The 21,206-nt window shown below is 65.7% G+C and carries 19 protein-coding genes; 2 read left to right on the top strand and 17 right to left on the bottom strand.

The genetic code is table 11. The features are described from left to right. Positions 1-130: 130 nt before the first annotated feature. The 11 genes from AC0KTM_RS17505 to AC0KTM_RS17555 form a co-directional block, all read right to left on the bottom strand. A complete protein-coding gene (locus AC0KTM_RS17505; RefSeq protein ID WP_225330382.1) occupies positions 131-1,162 on the bottom strand; it encodes an ATP-dependent 6-phosphofructokinase in 1,032 nt (343 codons plus the stop codon). A 44-nt stretch (positions 1,163-1,206) separates the two neighbouring features. Beyond that, positions 1,207-2,688: an Asp-tRNA(Asn)/Glu-tRNA(Gln) amidotransferase subunit GatA gene (gene gatA / locus AC0KTM_RS17510; RefSeq protein WP_225330383.1), complete on the bottom strand. Its 1,482-nt coding sequence runs from the start codon at positions 2,686-2,688 to the stop codon at positions 1,207-1,209. Further along, entirely contained in the window at positions 2,685-2,984 is a 300-nt protein-coding gene (gene gatC / locus AC0KTM_RS17515; protein WP_009952003.1) for an Asp-tRNA(Asn)/Glu-tRNA(Gln) amidotransferase subunit GatC, read from the bottom strand. Before gatC ends, gatA begins: the two co-directional genes overlap by 4 nt. 61 nt (positions 2,985-3,045) lie before the next feature. Continuing rightward, positions 3,046-4,077 (bottom strand): tetratricopeptide repeat protein, encoded by a 1,032-nt coding sequence (locus AC0KTM_RS17520; RefSeq protein ID WP_225330384.1) that lies wholly within the window; start codon positions 4,075-4,077, stop codon positions 3,046-3,048. Further along, entirely contained in the window at positions 4,074-5,141 is a 1,068-nt protein-coding gene (locus AC0KTM_RS17525) for a vWA domain-containing protein (protein ID WP_225330385.1), read from the bottom strand. The genes AC0KTM_RS17520 and AC0KTM_RS17525 overlap by 4 nt, the downstream gene beginning before the upstream one ends. Continuing rightward, entirely contained in the window at positions 5,138-6,238 is a 1,101-nt protein-coding gene (locus AC0KTM_RS17530; protein WP_238956529.1) for a hypothetical protein, read from the bottom strand. Before AC0KTM_RS17530 ends, AC0KTM_RS17525 begins: the two co-directional genes overlap by 4 nt. Continuing rightward, positions 6,229-6,705: a hypothetical protein gene (locus AC0KTM_RS17535; protein ID WP_238956530.1), complete on the bottom strand. Its 477-nt coding sequence runs from the start codon at positions 6,703-6,705 to the stop codon at positions 6,229-6,231. The genes AC0KTM_RS17530 and AC0KTM_RS17535 overlap by 10 nt, the downstream gene beginning before the upstream one ends. Then, positions 6,695-7,567: a DUF58 domain-containing protein gene (locus AC0KTM_RS17540; RefSeq protein ID WP_225330388.1), complete on the bottom strand. Its 873-nt coding sequence runs from the start codon at positions 7,565-7,567 to the stop codon at positions 6,695-6,697. The genes AC0KTM_RS17535 and AC0KTM_RS17540 overlap by 11 nt, the downstream gene beginning before the upstream one ends. 8 nt (positions 7,568-7,575) lie before the next feature. Continuing rightward, positions 7,576-8,577 (bottom strand): AAA family ATPase, encoded by a 1,002-nt coding sequence (locus AC0KTM_RS17545; RefSeq protein WP_238956531.1) that lies wholly within the window; start codon positions 8,575-8,577, stop codon positions 7,576-7,578. A 6-nt stretch (positions 8,578-8,583) separates the two neighbouring features. Then, positions 8,584-9,516, bottom strand: a complete 933-nt coding sequence (locus AC0KTM_RS17550; protein WP_238956532.1) for a nuclear transport factor 2 family protein — start codon at positions 9,514-9,516, stop codon at positions 8,584-8,586. Positions 9,517-9,782: 266 nt separating this feature from the next. Next, the gene (locus AC0KTM_RS17555; RefSeq protein WP_238956533.1) at positions 9,783-10,757 is read right to left on the bottom strand and encodes a hypothetical protein; all 975 of its coding nucleotides are present in this window, start codon (positions 10,755-10,757) and stop codon (positions 9,783-9,785) included. 421 nt (positions 10,758-11,178) lie between these two features. Between AC0KTM_RS17555 and AC0KTM_RS17560 the strand changes: the two genes are divergently transcribed. Further along, positions 11,179-11,835 (top strand): ACT domain-containing protein, encoded by a 657-nt coding sequence (locus AC0KTM_RS17560; RefSeq protein ID WP_238957347.1) that lies wholly within the window; start codon positions 11,179-11,181, stop codon positions 11,833-11,835. A 119-nt stretch (positions 11,836-11,954) separates the two neighbouring features. Here the strand turns inward: AC0KTM_RS17560 and AC0KTM_RS17565 are convergent, their stop codons facing one another. The 3 genes from AC0KTM_RS17565 to AC0KTM_RS17575 form a co-directional block, all read right to left on the bottom strand. Then, a complete protein-coding gene (locus AC0KTM_RS17565) occupies positions 11,955-13,211 on the bottom strand; it encodes an HNH endonuclease signature motif containing protein (RefSeq protein WP_238956534.1) in 1,257 nt (418 codons plus the stop codon). A gap of 80 nt (positions 13,212-13,291) precedes the next feature. After that, a complete protein-coding gene (locus tag AC0KTM_RS17570) occupies positions 13,292-16,195 on the bottom strand; it encodes an MMPL/RND family transporter (RefSeq protein ID WP_238956535.1) in 2,904 nt (967 codons plus the stop codon). After that, positions 16,192-16,623 (bottom strand): MmpS family transport accessory protein, encoded by a 432-nt coding sequence (locus AC0KTM_RS17575; RefSeq protein ID WP_238956536.1) that lies wholly within the window; start codon positions 16,621-16,623, stop codon positions 16,192-16,194. Before AC0KTM_RS17575 ends, AC0KTM_RS17570 begins: the two co-directional genes overlap by 4 nt. Before the next feature lie 223 nt (positions 16,624-16,846). Between AC0KTM_RS17575 and AC0KTM_RS17580 the strand changes: the two genes are divergently transcribed. Further along, positions 16,847-17,365 (top strand): pyridoxamine 5'-phosphate oxidase family protein, encoded by a 519-nt coding sequence (locus AC0KTM_RS17580; RefSeq protein WP_472416258.1) that lies wholly within the window; start codon positions 16,847-16,849, stop codon positions 17,363-17,365. On the opposite strand, the gene AC0KTM_RS17585 is transcribed toward AC0KTM_RS17580, so the two are convergent. From AC0KTM_RS17585 to ligA, 3 genes are read right to left on the bottom strand one after another with little or no spacing between them, the layout of a single operon-like run. Continuing rightward, positions 17,362-17,973: a TetR/AcrR family transcriptional regulator gene (locus tag AC0KTM_RS17585; RefSeq protein WP_238957348.1), complete on the bottom strand. Its 612-nt coding sequence runs from the start codon at positions 17,971-17,973 to the stop codon at positions 17,362-17,364. The two genes, AC0KTM_RS17580 and AC0KTM_RS17585, sit on opposite strands and share 4 nt — an antisense overlap. A 35-nt stretch (positions 17,974-18,008) precedes the next feature. Continuing rightward, positions 18,009-19,115, bottom strand: coding sequence for a cystathionine gamma-lyase (locus AC0KTM_RS17590; protein ID WP_472416260.1), 1,107 nt, complete (start codon positions 19,113-19,115; stop codon positions 18,009-18,011). Between the two features lie 4 nt (positions 19,116-19,119). Continuing rightward, positions 19,120-21,201 (bottom strand): NAD-dependent DNA ligase LigA, encoded by a 2,082-nt coding sequence (ligA, locus tag AC0KTM_RS17595; RefSeq protein ID WP_472416262.1) that lies wholly within the window; start codon positions 21,199-21,201, stop codon positions 19,120-19,122. Positions 21,202-21,206: the final 5 nt, after the last annotated feature.

Genomic DNA, 21,206 nt, shown 5'->3' on the forward strand with positions numbered 1-21,206 from the left:
TACCCTGGTATAGCCGCTATGCACGGGTCCGGAAACCACCAAGATGCGCTGATTGCGCACCACATAGGCCATTTGCCGGCACGTTCACGCCGCGGCCGATCCCCCGCCACCGGTTGTTCGCCCGGAGGGCCTAACCGAAGAAAGCGGCGGCGTCGTCGTAGCGGCTCTCGGGTACCAGCTTGAGCTGGCGTACCGCATCGGCCAACGGCACCCGGCCGATGTCCTGGCCCCGCAGCGACACCATCTGGCCGTATTCGCCGGCATGCGCCGCGTCGGCCGCGTTCACGCCGAACCGGGTGGCCAGCACCCGGTCATACGCCGTCGGGGTGCCGCCGCGCTGGACGTGGCCCAGCACCGTCACCCGGACGTCCTTGTTGATGCGCTTCTCCACCTCGGCGCCCAGCTGCGCGGCCACACCGGTGAATTTCTCGTGGCCGAATTCGTCAATTCCGCCCTCCCGCAACGCAATCGAGCCAGGTATCGGTTTGGCGCCCTCGGCGACCACGCAGATGAAGTGTGAATCTCCGCGCTGGAAGCGGCGTTTGACGAGCCGGCAGACCTCTTCGACATCGAAGGGTTGCTCGGGGATCAGCGTCATGTGCGCGCCGGAAGCCAGGCCCGCGTTCAGCGCGATCCAGCCCGCGTGCCGGCCCATCACCTCCACCAGCATCACGCGCTGGTGGGACTCGGCGGTGCTGTGCAACCGGTCGATCGCCTCGGTGGCGACGGTCAACGCGGTGTCGTGGCCGAAAGTCACGTCCGTGCAATCGATGTCGTTGTCGATTGTCTTCGGGACGCCGACCACGGGCACGTTCTCCTCCGAGAGCCAGTGCGCGGCCGTCAGCGTGCCTTCCCCGCCGATCGGGATGAGGACGTCGATCCCGTTGTCGTCGAGAGTCTGCTTCACCTGGTTGAGCCCGGCCCGCAGCTTGTCGGGATTCACGCGGGCGGTGCCCAGCATCGTTCCGCCCTTGGCCAGCAGGCGGTCGTTGCGGTCGTCGTTCTGCAGCTGGACGCGCCGGTTCTCCAGCAACCCGCGCCACCCGTCCTGGAATCCGACCACCGAGGAGCCGTACCGGGAGTCGCACGTACGCACCACCGCCCGGATGACGGCGTTGAGCCCGGGGCAGTCGCCGCCTCCGGTGAGCACTCCGATCCGCATACGTCCTATCTTGCCGGGCGGCGGCCTAGTGGCGCGAGCAAACCTCAGATCGCGGTTGGCAGCGGCCCGCGGGCCGCTTCGTAGGCGGCGCCGACCCGGTACAGGCGGTCGTCGGCCAGCGCGGGCGCCATGATCTGCAAGCCGACCGGCAAGTCGTCGTCCGGCGAGAGGCCCGAGGGCACCGAAATACCGCAATGACCGGCCAGGTTCAGCGGCAGGGTGCACAGGTCGAACAGGTACATCGCCAGCGGATCGTCGACCTTCTCCCCGAGGCCGAACGCCGTCGTCGGGGTCGCCGGCGACACCACGACGTCCACGGACCGATAGGCCTCGTCCAGATCGCGGGCAATCAGGGTGCGCACCTTCTGAGCCTGGTTGTAGTAGGCGTCGTAGTAGCCGGCCGAGAGCGCGTAGGTGCCGATCATGATGCGCCGCTTGACCTCCGGGCCGAAGCCGGCGGCGCGGGTCAGTGCCATCACCTCCTCGGCGCTGTGGCTGCCGTCGTCGCCGATCCGCAGCCCGTAGCGCATCGCGTCGAAGCGCGCCAGGTTGCTCGACACCTCCGACGGCAGGATCAGGTAGTAGGCCGACAGCGCGTACTCGAAGTGCGGGCAGTCGACTTCGCTCACCTCGGCGCCCAGCGCGGTCAGCTGCGCGACGGCGGCCTCGAACGAGGCCAGCACTCCGGGCTGATACCCCTCGCCGCGCAGCTGCTTGACCACGCCGACGCGCACACCCTTGAGGTCGCCGGCCGCCCCGGCCTTCGCCGCGCCGACCACGTCGGGAACGGCCGCGTCGACGGACGTCGAGTCGCGGGTGTCATGCCCGGCGATCACCTGATGCAGCAGCGCGGTGTCCAGCACAGTGCGCGCGCACGGGCCGCCCTGATCCAGCGACGACGCGCACGCCACCAGGCCGTAGCGCGACACCGTGCCGTAAGTCGGTTTGACGCCGACGGTCGCGGTCAGCGCGGCGGGCTGCCGAATGGAACCGCCGGTGTCGGTCCCGATGGCCAGCGGCGCCTGGAATGCGGCCAAGGCGGCCGCGCTGCCGCCGCCGGAGCCGCCGGGCACCCGGTCGACGTTCCACGGGTTGCGGGTGGGGCCGTACGCGGAGTTCTCGGTCGAGGAGCCCATCGCGAACTCGTCCATGTTGGTCTTGCCCAGGATCGGGATGCCCGCGGCGCGCAACCGCGAGGTGACGGTGGCGTCATAGGGGGCGCGCCAGCCCTCGAGGATCTTGGACCCGCAGGTGGTGGGCATGTCGACGGTGGTGAAGACATCCTTGAGCGCCAGCGGCACCCCGGCAAGCGGCGACGGCAGCCGCTCGCCCGCGGCCACCGCCTCGTCGACGACGGCGGCCGCGCCGAGCGCCTCGTCGGCCGCCACGTGCAGGAAGGCGTGGTAGCGATCGTCGGTCGCCTCGATCTGGTCCAGGCACGCCTGGGTGACCTCGACCGACGACAGCTCCTTGGCGGCGATCCGGGCGGCCAGCGTGGCGGCGTCGGATCGGATGACCTCGTTCACTCGCTGTCCCCCAGGATCTGCGGGACCGCGAAGCGGCCGTCGACGGCCGACGGCGCCTCGGCCAGCGCTTCGGCCTGCGTCAGGCAGGGGGCCGGCTCGTCGGGGCGGGTGACGTTGACGTCCTTGAGCGGGTTGTCGGTCGCCTCGACGCCGGTGACGTCGACCGCCTGCACCTGGCTGACGTGGGTCAGGATGGCGTCGAGTTGGCCGGCGAAGCTGTCGAGCTCGCTGTCGGTCAACGCGAGCCTGGACAGCCGGGCCAGGTGCGCTACCTCGTCGCGGGAGATCTGGGACACGACTGCAAAGCCTAATCCGAATCCGGTCATGGACTCGTCGTGGGTTTCCTTCAAGAACAATTCATTCCTGGTTGCCGCCGTAGGCGTTGGAGTTGTCGAGCAGACGTCGCAGTAGGTCCATCGGATCGCCAGTGCCGAGGCGATGCCCGACAACGCCCCCGTTGCCGGCGATGGGAATCCTGTCCGGCGAGACAGGGTTCAGCACGCCGCCCGCGTTCGGATCGTCATTTGGGTTATCGGGCCCTATCACCGGGATGTCTGCCGTGCCGGTTTGCGGCAGTTCGGGCATGTTCGGCCCCGGACCGTTGTCTGTCGCGGGCTGCGATGGCGGCGGGCTCGACGGTGCGGAGCTCGACGGCGGTGTCGAAGGCGGTGGGCTCGACGGTGGCAGACCGGGTATGGACGGCGCCGGACTGGCAGGGGTGAGCGAGGTGGGCGGCGGCTGGCGCGTCACCGTGGCGGCCGGCGGGAGCGGCGCACCTGGTGGCGCGTGGAGCAGGTCCAATTTCTGCTGCAACCGGGTTGTCGCGGAATTTCTGATCGCGCGCCGGTCGGGATTGGGGTCGGTGTTGCCTGCGAAGCATGCCGGGGGGGCATCGCTGGCCAACGCCATCGCCTTCGTGTAGAACCGTTCGGCCTCGTCGCGGTTTCCGGAGCGAGTAGCCAAGTCCCCTAACGCTTCTCGTACCAGAAGTAGGTTGATCCGCACGGGACAGGATTGTGCCGTGTCGGTGCGAGTCAAAGATTTCGAGAAATGCCCGTCGGCCTCGTGCAGGCGACCCTCCAAGACGTTCAAATCGCCGGCCGCAAATGACGTCTTGGCCGGGTCGATCACGTCGAAGATGCCGAGCGAAGACAGGTCGTGGCGCAGCGCCTCGATGTCATGGCGGTCGAAATCGGCTATCGTCCTGTCCCCGACGACGCCAACGGCAATCATCTTGAATGCGATCAACAGCACCAGGATGGCCACCGGCGCGGAGAATACATACAGCCTTCTGCGAAGCCGGATACGCGCGGACGACGGGCGAAACGCGGCGATCACACGCTCGCCGAGGTTGCGCAGCGCCGCCCGCGGCGCCTTTCTCAGCATCATCGTGCGACGTCCCGCCGCGACATACGATTTCGTCGATACTCACGAATCGTCAGGGCGATCTCCGTCAGTAGCAGCGCAGCGGCGGTCAGTGTAAAAACCCAGTACATTTCGCGGCGGTCGAGCAACTGCGCCGTCACTTTGTGACCGTCATGTCGCACCATCGCGTTGTGGTCCACCGGCGGCAAGACCCCGCCGATGGGCTGTCCTTTTTCGCGATGAAAGTAGGGCACGCCGAGTTGCGCGGCGATGTTTTTCAGCCGGGCTTCGTCGACCACCGAATTCAGCGCCGCACCGTTGCCGCTGGGGTCGCTCTGATACGCCTTCGTGCCGTCCACCCACCCCGCGGGGATAGGGCCGCCCGCCAGGGTCCCGTAACCGAGCACCGCACCACCGGCGACCTGGCCGCGATCGACGTTGAACGGCGCCATCGGCACGCGCGAACCCGCCGCCCCCTCGCCGAAATAAAACACCAGCGACTTCGAACCGGAATATATTGTCGCCGCGTCTTTCAGCTTGTCGCTCAACAATTCTCGGGCGATGACAGGGTCAGTTTGGTATGCCGCGTCCGGCGCCACCAGCGTATAGGGCGACAGCCCGTCCACCATCGATTGCAAGCTCCACGCGTCGTCGGAAAGAGGCCAGTCCAACGAGGCCTTACTGGCAAACGAGATCAACGAGAAGCGCGCGTGCGGGTATTCGTCGATCAGGGCACGGATGTCTGCGCGGATGCCCGACATGCGAGATTTTCCATCGCCGAAGTCCTCGACCCGCGAGTTCACGGATCGGTCAACGACAAAGAACACGTTCAGGTTTGGGTCAAACTTCGCCGACGGGTTCAGGTCTACCGAATACGAGCCGCGATCGTTGTCGAACCCGGGTCGTAAGGCCGCGAGCAGAAGCAGGATGACCGCGACTGTGAGCCCGCTCCAGCGGATCGCTACTCTCCTATATCGTCCGGTACCCGTGCGAAGTAGCAACCGGTACAGCGCGGCCATGCGGATGGCGAGCAGCACCGCGGCGATCACCAGCAGCAACACCGTCGGCAGTACGGGGTAGAAAGTCATCGCCGCAACACCGCCAGCGAGACGCAAAGCAACGCGGCGGCCACGACCCCGGCGATCAGCAGGGGCTCGGGTGAATCCCAAGATCGGCTGCTGATGACTTGGCCGCCAGGCAGTTCGGCCTTGGGGGCGTTGGACCGAATCTGGTCGAGGTAGCGGATCAGGGTGGGGTCGGTGCCATTGTCGGCTTGAGCGGCCCCCACCGGGTTGTAGAGGAAAAACTTGCCGCCGCTGGCTTCGGCAATCGCGCGCAAGGAATCGTTGTCCTTGGTCGACAACGCGGCGATATCCGATCGTGCGACGGCATTGATCTGGACGCCCGCCTGCTCGGCCATGTGTCGGACGGCGTCATCGGAGAACAGCGGCGGACGATGATCTGAGGAATCGCGCAAGGCGCTCGGACCGAGGTAGATCAACTGCCGGCGATGTTCACTGCGTGTTTCGTGCGACGGAAAGCCCGTCATACACAGCGCGAGCACATCATTGAGGCTCGGGGCGTAGTCGACATAGTCGACCGGGCGGGAAAATTCGTCGACTCCACGTTGAAGCGCTGCGCGTCGTGCATTAGATACCGGTTTTCGACCATCGAGGTCTTGTTGTATCGGGGCAAGTCCCGCCAAAGATTTGAGCCGGTCGGCGACATAGTGATAATCGCGGGTGAGCGGGACGACGCGCAATGTTGTTGAGGTGAGCCCGATCCGGATCGCGTCGGTTTGCTTCAATTGGGCCGCATATGCGACGTAATGGTTGAGAAAATCAGCCGTGGTGCGATCGCTTACGGATTCGCCGACGCACAGCATTACGTCCTCGGGGTAGGCAGTGTCGAAGGCGCGAGTCGATGACGACATCCCGGCCGGTCGGGCGCTGGCGGTTAACGCGGTGAGAAATGTCGCCAGCAGCAATACCCCGGTCACGATCACGGAAAAGAAGTACAGCCGGTAGACACGCGCATACTCCGGTAATCGGGTGAGCCGGTCGATGTGCGCGAGGGGTCTAAGGGCCCGGCGCACTTGGGCCATCGGTAGCAGCGCAGCCGCCGCAGTTGAGGCCGCCAGGCTTAACAGGCCGATCACGACCACCGGCCACCATTTCAGATCCACGAGGAGACCAACTCCTCTGCCGAGCGGCTCAACGCGGCCACATCAACCCGCGCTTCGGGGTTGAATTGGGAATCGTTGCAGCCGTCAAGAATTGGTGCGGCCGCGGCAAGCCGGCCACCGGCCAGCTCCTCGACATGCAGGTATTGGGCCCGGACCCCGGTCGCGACATAGAGGAAACTGCGCACCGCTCGGCTGATTTGCGCGCTGGCCTGGGCATGGGTCAGGCCGCCGTCGCGGTAGTGGGCATCGACCTTACGTATCGAGGTAAGAAATCGACGGCGATTGATCCACCGGTGGATGACCCGGATTCCCGGTAGCCGACGCAACCGCGACGGCGGCAACGTCCATACGAAAATAGCTGCGTACCAGGCGATCACCGCGAGTACCAAGACGACGCCGAGCACGCGCCACCACGACGGGAAGGGCAGCGGACCCCCGATGAAGCGGAGCAGATCGTCACCCGGCATTGCGATACGCCTCGGTGAGCTCGACCATCTTCGGGCGTATTTCGGCACTGGCGGCGATTCGGGCCCAACGTACCTGGCGTGCGGTCAGGAATGCGTCGAGCTGTGCGGCCCTGCGTTGCTCGGCCGCCTGGTAGGCGGCCACCACACGCGGTCCCAAGGCCGCTCCGCCGAGCACGAAGCGCCCGGTGGCCACGTCGAAGCCGTCCTGCTCGCCGTCCATCGACCCGGTCGCCGGCATGTCTGCGATCATGAGCCAGATGAGTTCGTGCCTCCCGCTCAGCTGCTTGAGAGTGTCATCGAGGGCGGGGGTGATGTCGGGCTCGTCGGATACGACGACGAGCAGCAGGCGCCGGCGCTGCGCTCGCGCCACGAATTCGAGCTGGGTGGTGATGTTGCTGGCGCCGACGTCGCCAATGCTGTTCTGGTAGAAGCGCTCCAGGATGCTTTCGATGTGCGTCTCGCCACGTTGGCTACGAATCGCCGCGGAGCCTCGTGAATCCCCGTATATGATGCCGATTTCGTCGCTTCGCCCCATAGCGATGAGTCCCACAGCACCCATCACGTTGGCGGCCACATCGCGCTTCAGCTCGCCGCCCGCGGCCAGCGCCGACATGTTCCGGCCAGCGTCGGCCACCAGCAGGATCTTGTGATGCTTTTCCGAGACGAATCGCTTGATGAGCACGGAGCCCGACCGCGCCGAAGCCTTCCAATCGATATCGCGCACATCGTCCCCGGGGACGTATGGCCGTAGGTCGTCCAGCTCCAGGCTTCTGGTGTGCAGCAAGGCATACCGGCCGCCTTCGAGCATTCGACGGGTGTCCGTCCCGAAGTACGATTTGGCTCGGTTCAGGTGTCGGCCCATGGCAGGCGTCAGGGCACCCGGACCGATTGCAGCACGGCGTCTATCACCATTTCGGGAGTGACGTCGACGGCGACAGCCTCGAATCCGAGGATCAGCCGGTGGCGCAACACTCGATGCGCCAGCTTGCGGATATCGTCGGGCATGACGTGGTTACGACCCGACAACACGGCCAATGCCCGAGCCGTCCTACAGAAGGCGATGGTCGCGCGCGGGCTGGCACCGTACTGCACCAGGCGAGCCTGTTCGGGTGGCAGAAATTGATTGGGGTTCCTGGTCACGTGCACGAGCTGGCTCGCGTAGCGAATCAGCACCGGATCCATGTGGACATTGCGAACGATGTACTGCAGCCGCACGATTTCATCGAGAGTGACCACGGCAGGCGCCTTTTCGCCTCGGTCGTAAACTCCCGCGTCCATCCTTGCGATCACCTCCACCTCGTCATCGGGTGACGGGTAGCGAAGCACCTCCTTGATCATGAACCTGTCGGTCTGCGCCTCGGAGAGTGGATACGTGCCCTCCTGATCGACCGGGTTCTGCGTGGCGATCACGAGAAACGGGTCGGGTATGGGGTGCACCTGACCGGCAATGGTGGTCTGTCGTTCCTCCATGGCTTCCAGCATCGCGCTCTGTGTCTTCGCGCTCGAGCGGTTGATTTCGTCCAGGAGCACGATGTTGGTGTGCACTGGACCCAACTGTGTGCTGAAGGAATTGGTCGAAGAGTCATAGATCTGGGTTCCGATGATGTCGCTGGGCAGCAAGTCAGGTGTGCACTGGATGCGACGAAAACCGCCGGAAATGGCGTCGGCGATCACGCGCGCCGCCGTTGTCTTAGCCAGTCCCGGAACGCCTTCCAGCAGGATATGGCCCCCGGCGAGCATGCCGAGCAACAACGACTCGCGCAGATAATCCTGGCCCACAACTTTGCGCGCGAAGGTTTGTGAGATGGCGGTGACCACGCGGTAGACGTGTTCCATCTCCTGTTGATTGGGCTGGGTGCGAGTCGTGGTCATGTTCACCTATCGAAGTGGCCCTACGGTGGGCGGCTCTTTGGCCAGATTGACTGCCATTTCGAACGAAACTGTGTCTTGGAAGTTTGCCGTTGTGCCACTTGAGGTTTGCGCGGTGGCGCTGTAATTCGCGATTCCGGTGGTCAGCACACTTAGCGTCATCGGCATCAAGTTTTGGGTCAGCCCGCTGAATTCGATCGGTCCGGTAATTTTTGCGGTCGTCGGGTTGATCGGCGTATCCCGCTGCATCGTGGGGCATTTGAAGAAGCGATCGGGCGCGGTAAGGCATCCGTTGAGCCATGTCTCGAGCGCGGCGGTGATCGCGGCGTGGCCCGCGTCGTTGATCGCGAATGCGACGTTGATCAGCGCGGGGTTATCCCCTAGCAGGGATTCGAGCAACACAGGTTGAGCGATCACGTCGACGTAGCGCACCGACGAGATACCGAGGTAACCGGGAAACACGTAGGCGTGCTGACCCTGCGCCAGCGGCTTGCCCAAAATGGTCAGGCTGCCCGCCGCGTCTCCGAGCAGACCTTGCATGAGACCGGAGATGTTGATGGCCGAACTGACCATCTTCCAGACACCGTCGGATTTTCTCACCTGAATCTGACCCTGAGAGTGGTTGTCACCGAAGTCTGCGGCGGCCTTCACGATGGCGAAATCGCCCGGATCAACTTTGGACGAATCTTCAAGTATCGCAATGTTTTTTATCGGCCAATGGTCGATCTGCTGCTTGAGCATCTCTTTGGTGAGGAATTCATTCGATGCCGGCTTCCCGGCGGCAAGCCCCAGCGCGATATCGGCGTCCCCCTTGGCCAGCGCCTCGAGATATGCCTTGACCACATCTCCGGCGCTGCCGTTGCCCACTTGCTTGGAGCTCGCGCCGTTGCCCGTCATCAACACGATCGCCAAGACCACACCGACGATCACCAGCACCGCCACTCCAGCGACAAGGGTGATCACAAGTGGCTTGCGCCGCTTGGGCGGTGGCGGCCACCCGCCGGGAGGCGGAAATCCCGTGGGCGAGAACGCCTGCGGCCCGTTCGCGAAATAGGGCGGCGGCCCGGACGGGGGCATCGGTGTGTCGGCACCGCTCCCCGGATACGGCATACCGCCTGACGAACCGCCCGGCGAAGGGCCTCCGGGTGGTCCCCAGTTCTGCTCCGTCACGCTGTCGCCCCGTTGATCACATTTGGTCGCATGCTGACTTACTTGAAGGAGATCGCGGGTGGACTTTTGGTGAGATCAGCAACCGCTTTCGCCAGCGTCGGCACCCTTCCCGTGTCGGGCGCTCCGGACGCCGACTTTGCCGTCAATTGAAAATCGACGATTCCGTAGACGTTGACCGCCATCTTCTCGGCGTCGAAAGATCCGATCGTCATTCCACTGATATCGGTCGGTGGCACCCATTGCGCCGTTCCGTCGACCAAGTCCGAGGCCAGCGCCATCTGAGGGCAGTTAGGCGGCCGCAGCTGCGTGGACTTGGCACATTCGGCGAAGGCATTCTTCAACGCAGTCTGAATCCCTGCGCGGCCCGCGTCGCTGATGTCGTAGTCCAGGTTCACCGACGTGCCCGAGCTGATGGTATTCAAGTCATCCAGCAACAGGGGACGAGTTGGGGTGCGCTGGGTGATGTTCGGGTTGCTGTTGCCGAAATCGACCCAGCCCGGGAACACATACGTCGCCTGGTCGGCGTTGACTGGCTTTCCGAACAGCGTGAGCGTGCTCGCCGCTTTCGCGCTCTGCGAACTGAAGAATGTCAGCTTGATGGCGCCAGCCTCGAGCTTCCAGCCTCCGCCGTCAACCTGCTTCACGAACATCTTCTGATCCGACGTCTGGTCACCGAAGTTGGCGGCCACGTGCACCGACAGTGAGTCGCTGTCGAGAACCCGAATGTTGGTGATGGGCCACTTTGAGATCTGCTTCTTCAATACGTCGTCGGTGAGGAACTGCGTCGTCGCGGGTTGATCCTTGGCGTAGGAAAGGGCGGCCTTGGCATCGCCGCGGGCCAGGGCCCCCAAATATCCTTTGACCGCATCGACCGCGGTTAGCGGTTTTTTCTCACCGCCCGAGAGCGTGACCGCGATGGCGATGACCGCCGCGATCACGACAACGACCACACCGGATATGAGGGCGATGACCAACCGCTTGCGGCTTTTTCGCGGTGGCGGTCCGAAATGCATCATTGGTTGCTGCGACGCGATCGGCGGCCCCGGCCATGGCGGCCCTTGCCAACTGGGCGGCGCCCCTTCGGTCAGCGCGCCTGGTGTCGCGAAAGCGGGGGGAACCACGTCGGGCGGTGGTGGGGGCGGCGGCGAATCGTTGGGCGCACCACTTGCGCTGGGGCCACCGATCGGGTTGGGCCCGCCAAAACGCCCCGCCGACTCCGACCCTTCAGTCACATCGAGCCCCCTGGGTAATTCGTGCCGCGCCTATCTGACCATGCATATTCGCGCTCCACACCGTTCCGCGGCACGTCTTGTTATACACCTGCCGACCAAGCCCGCTCAGCTTATTTGTATGACGACGCACTCGACCAGTCACCCGTTGCGCCGGCGCACCGCCGAAATGCCGCCGACACATCGCTGTGCAACAGTGTTGGCCGTGCCCTCCTATCTGTTGCGCATCGAGCTGGTCGACCGCCCGGGAAGCCTGGGGTCGCTGGCGGTGGCGCTCGGTTCGGTGGGAGCCGACATCTTGTCGCTCGACGTCGTGGAGCGAAGCTCCGGATACGCGATCGACGACCTGGTCATCGAGCTGCCGCCGGGGGCGATGCCCGACTCGCTGATCACCGCCGCCGAATCACTGCCCGGGGTCCGGGTGGACAGCGTGCGCCCGCACACCGGCCTGCTCGAGGCGCACCGCGAGCTGGAGCTGCTCGACCACGTCGCCGCGGCCGGCGACAAGGCGTCCAGGCTGCAGGTGCTGGCCAACGAGGCGCCCAAGGTGCTGCGCGTCAGCTGGTGCACGGTCTTGCGGAGTGCGGATGGAGAGCTGCAGCGCCTGGCCGGCAGCCGCGGCGCCCCGGAGACCAAGGCGGACTCGGCCCCGTGGCTGCCCCTCGAGCGGGCCGTGTCGCTGGACAGCGACGCCGAGTGGGTGCCGAAGGCATGGCGCGACATGGACATGACGATGGTCGCGGCCCCGCTGGGGGACCCGCACACCGCGGTGGTGCTCGGCCGCCCGGGTCCCGAATTCCGTCCTTCGGAGGTCGCGCGCCTGGGTTACCTCGCCGGGATCGTGGCCACGATGCTGCGTTAATCGGACTCCAACTCAATCGAATCCGGTTGGCATAGGTCGAAGAATGAACCAATTCCCCCATGCACCAACATGTTTGATCGTCAACACAGTGCCGGTAGCGGCCGGCCCCGGTGACCGAGCTAGTTGTTTGTCGGTGGTGGTTGGGGTTGGAAGGGGTCATACCACCACCAGTCGGCGCGTTCGCCGATAGGTCCCGGGCAGGGCGCCACCGCGGGCGGTGGTCCAGTGGGTGGGCGTGCCAGCGATCCCGCGCTCAGGATTCTGCCGTCCTCGTCCGTGACCACCAGAGCGTGCGCGGGTCCGGTGATGGTGATCAGGCCACGATGGTGCAGCCGATGGTGATAGGGACACACCAGCACCAGATTGGCCAACTCGGTAGGGCCGCCGTCCTCCCAATGCCGGATGTGATGAGCGTGCAAACCCCGGGTCGCACCACAGCCAGGAACCGCACACATGCCGTCGCGGTGCTCGAGCGCACGGCGCAACCGCCGGCTGATCACCCGCGTCGACCGGCCGGCACCGATGGGCTCACCGTGACGTTCGAACCACACCTCACAGGTGGCATCACAGGTCAAATATCGGCGATCCGAATCAGACAGCAGCGGACCCAGATGCAATGCCGCAGCGCGCTGGGCGACATCAAGGTGCACCACGACCGTGGTGTGCTGCCCCTGCGGGCGGCGGGAGGCCTCGACATCCCAACCCGCCTCCACCAAACGCATAAACGCCTCGACCGTGCCCGGCAACGGCGGCACCTGATCACCGGCGCGGTCACCCTCACCGTGGTCGCGTTTCCACTCCGCGACCAACGCGTCACGATGAGAGGCCAACGCGGCATCGAACTTCGCGGCATCCAAATGTCCCAGCGTGATCCGATAACAGGCGCCCCACTCAGTGGCGGTCGCGGTGATCGAACGCTCGCGCTCGGGCTCGGGCAGAGGGTGGGGTTCAGGTCGCGGTTCCAGCTTGACCGCCGTGCGCAGCTGACTGACCGTGGCGACCGCGGCCAGCTGCGCGTAATGCTCATCAGATCCCTGCCCGGCGCGTGCGGCGATCACCCCGACCTGATCGGCCGACAACCGACCCTCCCGCAGACCCTGAACACAGCGCGGAAACTCCTGCAGCCTGCCCGCGATGGCGCTCAGCGTGTGCGCATTTGCCGACGAACAACCCAGCTTCCAGGCCACCAACGCCGGCACCGACCGCGCCCCGGTCACACCACACAATTGGTCACGATCAATCTCGGCCACGATCTCCACAATGCGCCCATCAATCGCGTTGCGCTGACCGCTCAACTCCGCCAACTCTCCGAACAACACCTCAAGACGGTCACTCGCAGTGACCACCCCGGCGTCAGCGCATGCGGTCGACAACATGACCTCATCATCGCAGCCACCACCGACAAGTTCGGGCCAAGTCAGGTCGCGCTAGGCGGACGCGGCCCGACGCAACCACATCAGCGCGCTTTCGATCCGGACATCGCCACCGGGTCGTCGTCCTCCCACAGGAGCAGCTGACGAACCGCCGGGCGCGACCCGTAGGGGCGCAGCATGGTGCTGGCCGGTCGTGGCCGCACCCGCTGCGGCCACCAGAACCAGCGCCCGAGAAGCCTTGCGACAGAAGGCGTCATGAATGACCGAACGATCAGCGTGTCGAACAACAGGCCGAGGCCGATGGTCGTGCCGATCTGGCCGAGGACCTGAAAGCCGCTGAACACGAACGCGCACATGGTGACGGCGAAAACGATTCCGGCCGAGGTGACCACCGAGCCGGAGCCGGCCATCGCCCGGATGATGCCGGTGTTCAGGCCCGCATGAATCTCTTCCTTGAATCGCGAGATCAACAGCAGGTTATAGTCGGATCCGACTGCGAGCAGCAGGATCACGGCCAGCGCGAGCACCACCCAGTAGAGCTGAATGCCGAAGAGGTACTGCCAGACCAGAACCGACAGCCCGAACGAGGCTCCCAGCGACAGGGCCACCGTACCCACGATGACGAGCGCGGCGATCAGGCTGCGCGTGATGATCATCATGATCAGCAGGATGAGGCTCAGCGCCGCGAACGCCACGATCATCAGGTCGTATTTCGCGCCGTCCTGAATGTCTTTATACGTCGCAGCGGTGCCGCCGAGATAGATTCCCGCGCCCGCCATCGGCGTGCCCTTCAGGGCCTCGTGCGCGGCCTTGGCCATCGGGTCGATGTGCGAAATGCCTTCTGGTGTAGCGGGATCACCCTCATGCGTGACGATCATGCGGGCGGCTTTGCCGTCCGGTGACAGGAACAGCTTCAAGCCGCGCTTGAAGTCGGGGTTGTTGAACACCTCGGGCGGCAGGTAGAAGGTGTCGTCGTTCTTGGCCGCGTCGAAGGCTCGCCCCAGCGCCGTCGCGTTGTCGATCGCCGCCGCCGTCTGCGCGTAAATGCCCGACAGCGTCGCGTAATTGGCCAACGTCAGGTCGCGATTGGTCTGTTGACTGTCGATCTGCGGCGGGATCAGCGCGACCAGTTTCGGTTGCAGCGCGTCGAGTTTGTCGAGGGAAGCCGTGAGGTTCTCGAACTTTTCCGTGAGCTGGTCGATGCCGTCGAGCGCGTCGAAGAGGGATCTAAACGCGAAGCAGGCGGGGATGTCGAAACAATGCTTTTCCCAATAGAAATAACTGCGCACGGGGCGGAAGAAATCGTCGAAATTCGCGACCTTGTCGCGCAGGTCCCGGATCGTGACGAGCGTGTCGCGGAAACTTTCGGTTTCTTCGTGGGTGGTGCCGGCGAGCTGCTGCTGCAATACGTACTGCTGCTTCAAAATGTCGATGGTCTTGGACAGTTCATTGGCCTGCTTGAGGGCGTCGTCGGCCCGATCGCGTTGGTACGTCAGGTTTTGTTGCTGCGCCGCGCTTTGATTGCTGACCACGAAGGCGAGCGAGCTGTGAACCAGCGGGGTCCCCAACGGCCTGGTGATGGACTGCACCTGGGCGACGCCAGGAACGTGGAACACCGCCTTGGCCACCTTGTCCAAGATGAGCATGCTCTCGGGGTTACGCATGTCGTGATCCGTTTCGACCATCAGCAATTCGGGCTCCAGCCGGGCCCGCGAGAAATGCTTCTCGGCGGCGGTGTAACCGATGTTGGCCGGTGCGCTCGCGGGCATGTAGGGCCGGGTGTCGTAACTCGTCTTGTACCCGGGCAGGGCGATCAGCCCGACCAGGGCCAGCGCGCACGCCGACGCCAGAACCGCGCCGGGCCACCGAACGATGGCGGTGCCGATGCGCCGCCATCCTCGCGTCCGTATCGCCCGCTTGGGGTCGAAAATACCCACCTTGGCGCCCAGGGTGAGGATGGCCGGGCCCAGGGTGAGCGCGGCGAACAGCGCGACGAGGATGCCCAATGCGGCTGGGATACCGAGACTTTGGAAGTAGGGCAGCCGGGTGAAGCTCAGGCAGGCCACCGCTCCCGCAACGGTGAGCCCCGAACCCAGCACGATATGCGTCGTGCCGTGATACATCGTGTAGAAGGCGGTTTCGCGATCCTCACCGGATCCGCGCGCTTCTTGATAGCGACCCACGAAAAATATCGCGTAGTCGGTTCCGGCGGCGATCACCAAGAGTGTCAGCAGGTTCGTCGCATAGGTCGACAACCCAATGACCCCGGCGTTCCCCAGGAACGCGACAAGGCCTCGGGCGGCTGACATTTCGATCAAGACGGTGGCGAGCACCAACAACGTGGTGAGCACCGAGCGGTAGACGAAGAACAACATCACCGCGATCACCCCGACGGTAATCCCGGTGACCTTGGCGGTCCCCTTGCTACCGACGTCGAACTGATCGGAGATCAGCGGCGCCGCGCCCGTCACGTAGGTCTTGACGCCGGGCGGCGGCTTCATGTGCTCGACGATGTCGCGGATGGCGCCGACGCCCTCGTTGGCCAACGCCGAGCCTTGGTTGCCGGCAAGGTTCACCTGAACATAAGCCGCCTTGCCGTCGCTGCTCTGCGATCCCGCCGCGGTGAGAGTGTCGCCCCAGTAATCCTGGACATGTTGGACGTGTTTCTTGTCCCGCTCGATCCTGCGGATCATCTCGTCGTAAAAGCGGTGCGCGTCCGCGCCGAGCGGCTTGTCACCTTCCAGCACGATCATGGCCGAGCTGTCGGTGTCGAACTCGTGGAATTTTTCACCGATACGCTTGATCGCCTTGAGCGACGGGGCGTCGGGCGAGTTCAGCGCCACATTGTGGGTTTTCCCCACGTCTTCCAGTTGCGGCACCGCGATGTTCGTGAGGGCGGCCAATCCCACCCAGAACAGCAGGATCGGCAGCGCGAGCCGGCGGATGGTGCGCGGCACACTGGACCGCGGCTGTTGATCGTTGCTCATCCAGATTTATCCAGACAGAAGGTGTAGGCGTCGACTTTGTGAACCGTGCGTTGGTCTTTCACTTCACCGTTGACGGTGATGCGGCAACCGAGGGTGTCCCCGTTGCCCTGCGCCACGACGTTGCCGATCACGGCGGGCTCCGTGGTGGTGATGGTGAACGACCACGGCAACGGGGCGTCTTTGACTTGTTGCGGCTGGGCGTTGACGTCCAGGTAGTTGATGGTGGCCACCGCGCCCGGGGCGCCGAAGACTTCGAGGACCACCTGCTTGGGGTTGAACGGGACGATCTCGCCCGCCAGGCCGCTGTTGGCCGACGTGGTGTTGTGCGAGCCGAAGATGCCGTGCAGCCGATAGATCCCGAATCCCGCGAGGGCGACGACGAGCACGGAGACGATCACCATCCACCCTCGCTTGACCAGGGATGCCATCGAAAAGCCTTTCACCCGTTAGCCTTTCGAATATCGGGTGACAGGGTCGCGCCCAAGCCGGGCGCGGCTGCCAACGTCCATAAGCGTGATCGACAGCTATGACAGTACGGTACGGGACCGTACTCTACAAGAGGAACTTTCCCCTTGGTTATGCCGGGCGATGAATTCCGGTGCCGTCACCCGGTCAGTGTCCGTACGAGCAATCGACGTGCGAGGAGTAACAATGCTGCCCGAACCGATTTCGGCAACCGACCTGAACATCTACGGCGACGCCGAGCTGCCGTGGGCCAGGGCCCTTGACGCGATGAAGGCCCTGCCGTCCGAGGAGACGCCACAATTTCTGGGGACCGTCCGGCCGGACGGCAGCCCGCACTCGGCGGGTATCGGCTCGATCGAACACGGCGGCCACCTCTATTTCACCAGCGGCCCTGCGACGCTGAAATCCCGCAACCTGGCCGCCAATCCGGCCTGCACCCTGTCGTTCCGACTTCCCGGAGTCGACCTGGTGCTCGACGGCGCAGCCCACCGGACCACCGACGGGCGCGAACTCGACGAGGTCACGGCGCTGTATCGCGACTCCGGCTGGCCGTGCGAACGCGACGGCGACGCCGTCACCGCCCCGTACAGCGCCCAGAGCGCAGGGCCGCCGCCGTGGTATTTGTACCGATTCGTGGCCCGGGGCGCTGTCGGTGTCGCAACCGCCGAGCCCCACGGGGCGACGCGTTGGCGGTTCGCGCCCTAGGCGCGGGGCTGCGCGGTCAGGCCCGGGATCAGGAACCCGTCCACAAACGCCTGCACGGTGTGACGGGTGGGCGGCCGACCGGGGATGATCGACCGGAAGATGAGGTAGCCGGGCAACAAGTCCCAGAGTTCGTCGGTGATGACGTCTGCAGTGATCTCACCCCGGTTGACGGCCTGACGCAGCACGTGCTGAATCATCGCTTTGCGCTGGTCGAGGAATTGATGCTGCAGGGCGTCCTTGAGCGCGGGGTGGCGCGACACCTCGACCATTACCGCACGGATGGTGCTGGCGTGCTGCCCGCATTCCACCGCGATGGTCTCCCCCAGGCTCAGCAGGTCGCCGCGCAACGTGCCCGTATTCGGCGGGACGGCCACCTGGCGGACCCCTTCGATGAAGGCGGCCAGCACCAGTTCGGCTTTGGACGGCCAGCGCCGGTAGACCGTGGCCTTGCTGGCGCGGGCGGCGTTGGCCACCGCTTCCACTGCCAGCTGGTCATAGCCGTGTTCCTGCAGCAGCCGCAGGGTCACCGCCAGGATCTCGGCCTCGCGCGGCGACCACGGCGATGCCTGCTCGCACTCCTCGGCCGTCTGGGTCATAGAACCCACGATAGAGCCGCCCGCGCGGTGCGGCATGTATATGTCCGTTATCGGGAGCTCATGAGCGCGCGTTCGATGTCGGCGACGAGGTCGTCGGTGTCCTCGATGCCCAACGAAATGCGCGCGAATCCGTCGGCGACCGCGTCTCCCCACCGGGCCCGCCGATCCACCGACGTGTGCAGGCCCCCGAAGCTGGTGGCGGCGATCAGCAGCTCGCTGGCGTCGACGAGGGCGTGGACCGCGGCGGCGTCGGCCAATTCGACCGTGAGCAGGCCCCCGAATCGGCGCATCTGCGCCATGGCGACATGATGCGCCGGATCCTCCGCCAACCCCGGATAGCGCACGGCCCGAACCGCCGGGTGGCGGGCCAGCATCGTCGCCACCGCCCGGGCGTTCTGGCACTGGCGCTCGAAGCGCAGTCCCGCAGTTTCCAGGCTGCGCAACAGAAGCCACGCTTCGAACCCGCCCAGGACGGCGCCGGCGAGCAGTCGTTGGCGCTCGGCGGCGGCGAGTAACTCGGGCTGACTGGTCGCGACATAGCCGGCCAGCAGGTCGCTGTGACCGGACAGGGCCTTGGTGGCGCTGGCCACCACCGCGTCGGCGCCCAACGACAGCGGCTGCTGACCCAGAGGCGTGGCGGCGGTGTTGTCGACGACCAGGCGTGCGCCGTGACCGTGGCAGATGGTGGCCAGCCGGTGCAGGTCGATCACGTCGAGGGCCGGATTGGTGGGGGTCTCGGCCAGCACCACGTCGGCTTCCGCGGCGGCGTCATAGATCTGCGAGCTGGACGCGGCGATGACGGTCACCCCCGCGGGCGCCAGGTCCTCGGTGGCGTGGCGGCGCACCTGGTAATAGCCGTCGGCCGGCACCACCACCGTCGACCCCGGCGGCGCCAAGGCCCGCAGCACCGCACTGACGGCCGCCATCCCCGAGCCGAACACCCGAGCGCCCGCCGCGCCCTCCAGCTCCGCGAGCGCCGACTCCAGTTGCCGCCAGGTCGGATTCGAGGTGCGACCGTAGCTGTCCAGGGTTTCGTCGCCCGAAAGGTGATAGGTGGCGGCGAACACCGGCTGCGGTGCGACCGGCTGACCCGAAACCGGTTGAGAATTCACGGCTTTGAGGCTGCGGGTGGAATCGCCGTACCGACCGCTCATCGGCTTATTCCGCCGGCGTTTCCGGCGGACCGTCGGCCAGCAGCTGCCGGAAGCCGTCCTCGTCGAGGACGGGCACCCCCAGCTCAACGGCCTTGTCGTACTTCGAACCCGGCGAATCGCCGGCCACGACGTAGTCGGTCTTCTTCGACACCGACCCGGAGGCCTTGCCCCCGCGCGCCAGAATCGCCTCCTTGGCGTCGTCGCGTGAAAAGCCGGCGAGCGACCCGGTGACCACCACCGTCAGCCCCTCCAGCGTGCGGGGCACGCTGGTGTCGCGTTCGTCGGCCATCCGCACGCCGGCGGCACGCCACTTGTCGACGATCGCGCGGTGCCAGTCGACGGTGAACCATTCGGTGAGTGCCGCGGCGATCGTCGGGCCCACCCCCTCGACCGCGGCGAGCCGCTCGGTGGAGGCCGACATGATGGCGTCCAGATCGCCGAACTCGGTCGCCAGGGCGCGCGCCGCCGTCGGCCCGACATGCCGGATCGACAACGCCACCAAAACCCGCCACAGCGCAACCTTTTTGGCCTTGTCGAGATTGTCGAGCAGCCGTCTGCCGTTGGCGGACAGGGCGCCCGCCTTCGTCCGGAACAGCTCGGTGCGCAGCAGGTCGTCCTCGGTCAGCGTGAACAGGTCGCCCTCGTCGGCGATCACGTCTGCCTTCAGCAGCGCGACGGCGGCCTCGTAGCCGAGCCCCTCGATGTCGAATGCCCCGCGACCCGCGACGTGAAAGACCCGCTCCCGCAGCTGCGCCGGACAGGACCGCGCGTTCGGGCAGCGGATGTCGGCGTCGCCCTCCTTGGCCGGCGCCAGCGGGGTGCCGCACTCGGGACACGTTGTGGGCATATCGAATTCGCGCTCGGAGCCGTCGCGCAGGTCGACGACGGGCCCCAGCACCTCCGGGATCACGTCGCCGGCTTTGCGGATCATCACGGTGTCGCCGATCAGCACGCCCTTGCGCTTGACCTCCGCGGCGTTGTGCAGGGTGGCCAGCCCGACCGTCGACCCGGCCACCTTCACCGGCGTCATGAACGCGAACGGCGTGACGCGCCCGGTGCGCCCGACGTTGACGCGGATGTCGAGCAGCTTGGTCTGCGCCTCCTGGGGCGGGTACTTGTAGGCGACGGCCCAGCGCGGCGCGCGCGACGTGGTCCCGAGCCGGCGCTGCAACGCGACATCGTCGACTTTGACCACCACGCCGTCGATCTCGTGCTCGAGCTCGTAGCGGTGCTCACCCCAGTAGCCGATCCGCTCCTCCACCGCGGCTAGGCCGCGCACGCGTGCCGTTTGCTCGGCCACCGGCAGCCCCCACGCCTTCAGCGCGGCGTAGGCCTCGTGCTGGGTCTTCGGGGCGAACCCTTCGGTGCGGCCGATGCCGTGGCAGATCATCCGCAGCTTGCGCCGGGCGGTGACGGCCGGATTCTTCTGGCGCAGCGACCCGGCGGCGCTGTTGCGTGGATTGGCAAACGGCGCTTTACCGTCCTCGACCAGGCTGGCGTTGAGCGCCTCGAAATCGGCGAGCAGGAAGAACACCTCGCCGCGCACCTCCAGCAGGGCCGGCGTCGGGAAGTCCTTGTCGGCGGAGAGCCGCTCGGGCACGTCGTCGATGGTGCGCGCGTTGAGCGTCACGTCCTCGCCGACCCGGCCGTCGCCGCGGGTCGCGGCGCGTTCCAACCGGCCGTCGCGGTACACCAGCGACAGCGCCACCCCGTCGATCTTGAGTTCGCACAGGTAATGCGGTTCCTTGCCGACCTCGTTCTCGACGCGATTGCTCCAGGCCACCAGCTCGTCGCGGTCGAACACGTCGTCGAGGCTCAGCATCCGTTCCAGGTGCTGCGCCTCAGCGAAGTCGGTGGCGAAGCCCGCCCCGCCGACCAGCTGGGTCGGCGAATCGGCGACCCGCAGCTCCGGGTGGCGCTCCTCCAGCGCGAGGAGCTCGTTGAACATCGTGTCGAATTCGGCGTCCGAGATGATCGGCGCGTCCTTGATGTAGTAGCGGAACTGGTGTTCACGGACCGATTCGGCCAGGTCCTGCCACTGCCGCCGAACCTCGGGCGCTACCGAATCAGCTTCTGCTGAGCTCACCTTGG

This window comes from Mycobacterium sp. NTMscope_Eco_3 (genome assembly GCF_976985685.1).

Coding starts and splice junctions, on each gene's coding strand:
- AC0KTM_RS17505 (WP_225330382.1), bottom strand. CDS start 1,162: ATGCGGATCGGAGTGCTCACCGGAGGCGGCGACTGCCCCGGGCTCAAC.
- AC0KTM_RS17520 (WP_225330384.1), bottom strand. CDS start 4,077: ATGATGCTGAGAAAGGCGCCGCGGGCGGCGCTGCGCAACCTCGGCGAG.
- AC0KTM_RS17525 (WP_225330385.1), bottom strand. CDS start 5,141: ATGACTTTCTACCCCGTACTGCCGACGGTGTTGCTGCTGGTGATCGCC.
- AC0KTM_RS17535 (WP_238956530.1), bottom strand. CDS start 6,705: ATGCCGGGTGACGATCTGCTCCGCTTCATCGGGGGTCCGCTGCCCTTC.
- AC0KTM_RS17540 (WP_225330388.1), bottom strand. CDS start 7,567: ATGGGCCGACACCTGAACCGAGCCAAATCGTACTTCGGGACGGACACC.
- AC0KTM_RS17545 (WP_238956531.1), bottom strand. CDS start 8,577: ATGACCACGACTCGCACCCAGCCCAATCAACAGGAGATGGAACACGTC.
- AC0KTM_RS17555 (WP_238956533.1), bottom strand. CDS start 10,757: ATGCATTTCGGACCGCCACCGCGAAAAAGCCGCAAGCGGTTGGTCATC.
- AC0KTM_RS17565 (WP_238956534.1), bottom strand. CDS start 13,211: ATGTTGTCGACCGCATGCGCTGACGCCGGGGTGGTCACTGCGAGTGAC.
- AC0KTM_RS17570 (WP_238956535.1), bottom strand. CDS start 16,195: ATGAGCAACGATCAACAGCCGCGGTCCAGTGTGCCGCGCACCATCCGC.
- AC0KTM_RS17575 (WP_238956536.1), bottom strand. CDS start 16,623: ATGGCATCCCTGGTCAAGCGAGGGTGGATGGTGATCGTCTCCGTGCTC.
- AC0KTM_RS17580 (WP_472416258.1), top strand. CDS start 16,847: ATGCTGCCCGAACCGATTTCGGCAACCGACCTGAACATCTACGGCGAC.
- AC0KTM_RS17590 (WP_472416260.1), bottom strand. CDS start 19,115: ATGAGCGGTCGGTACGGCGATTCCACCCGCAGCCTCAAAGCCGTGAAT.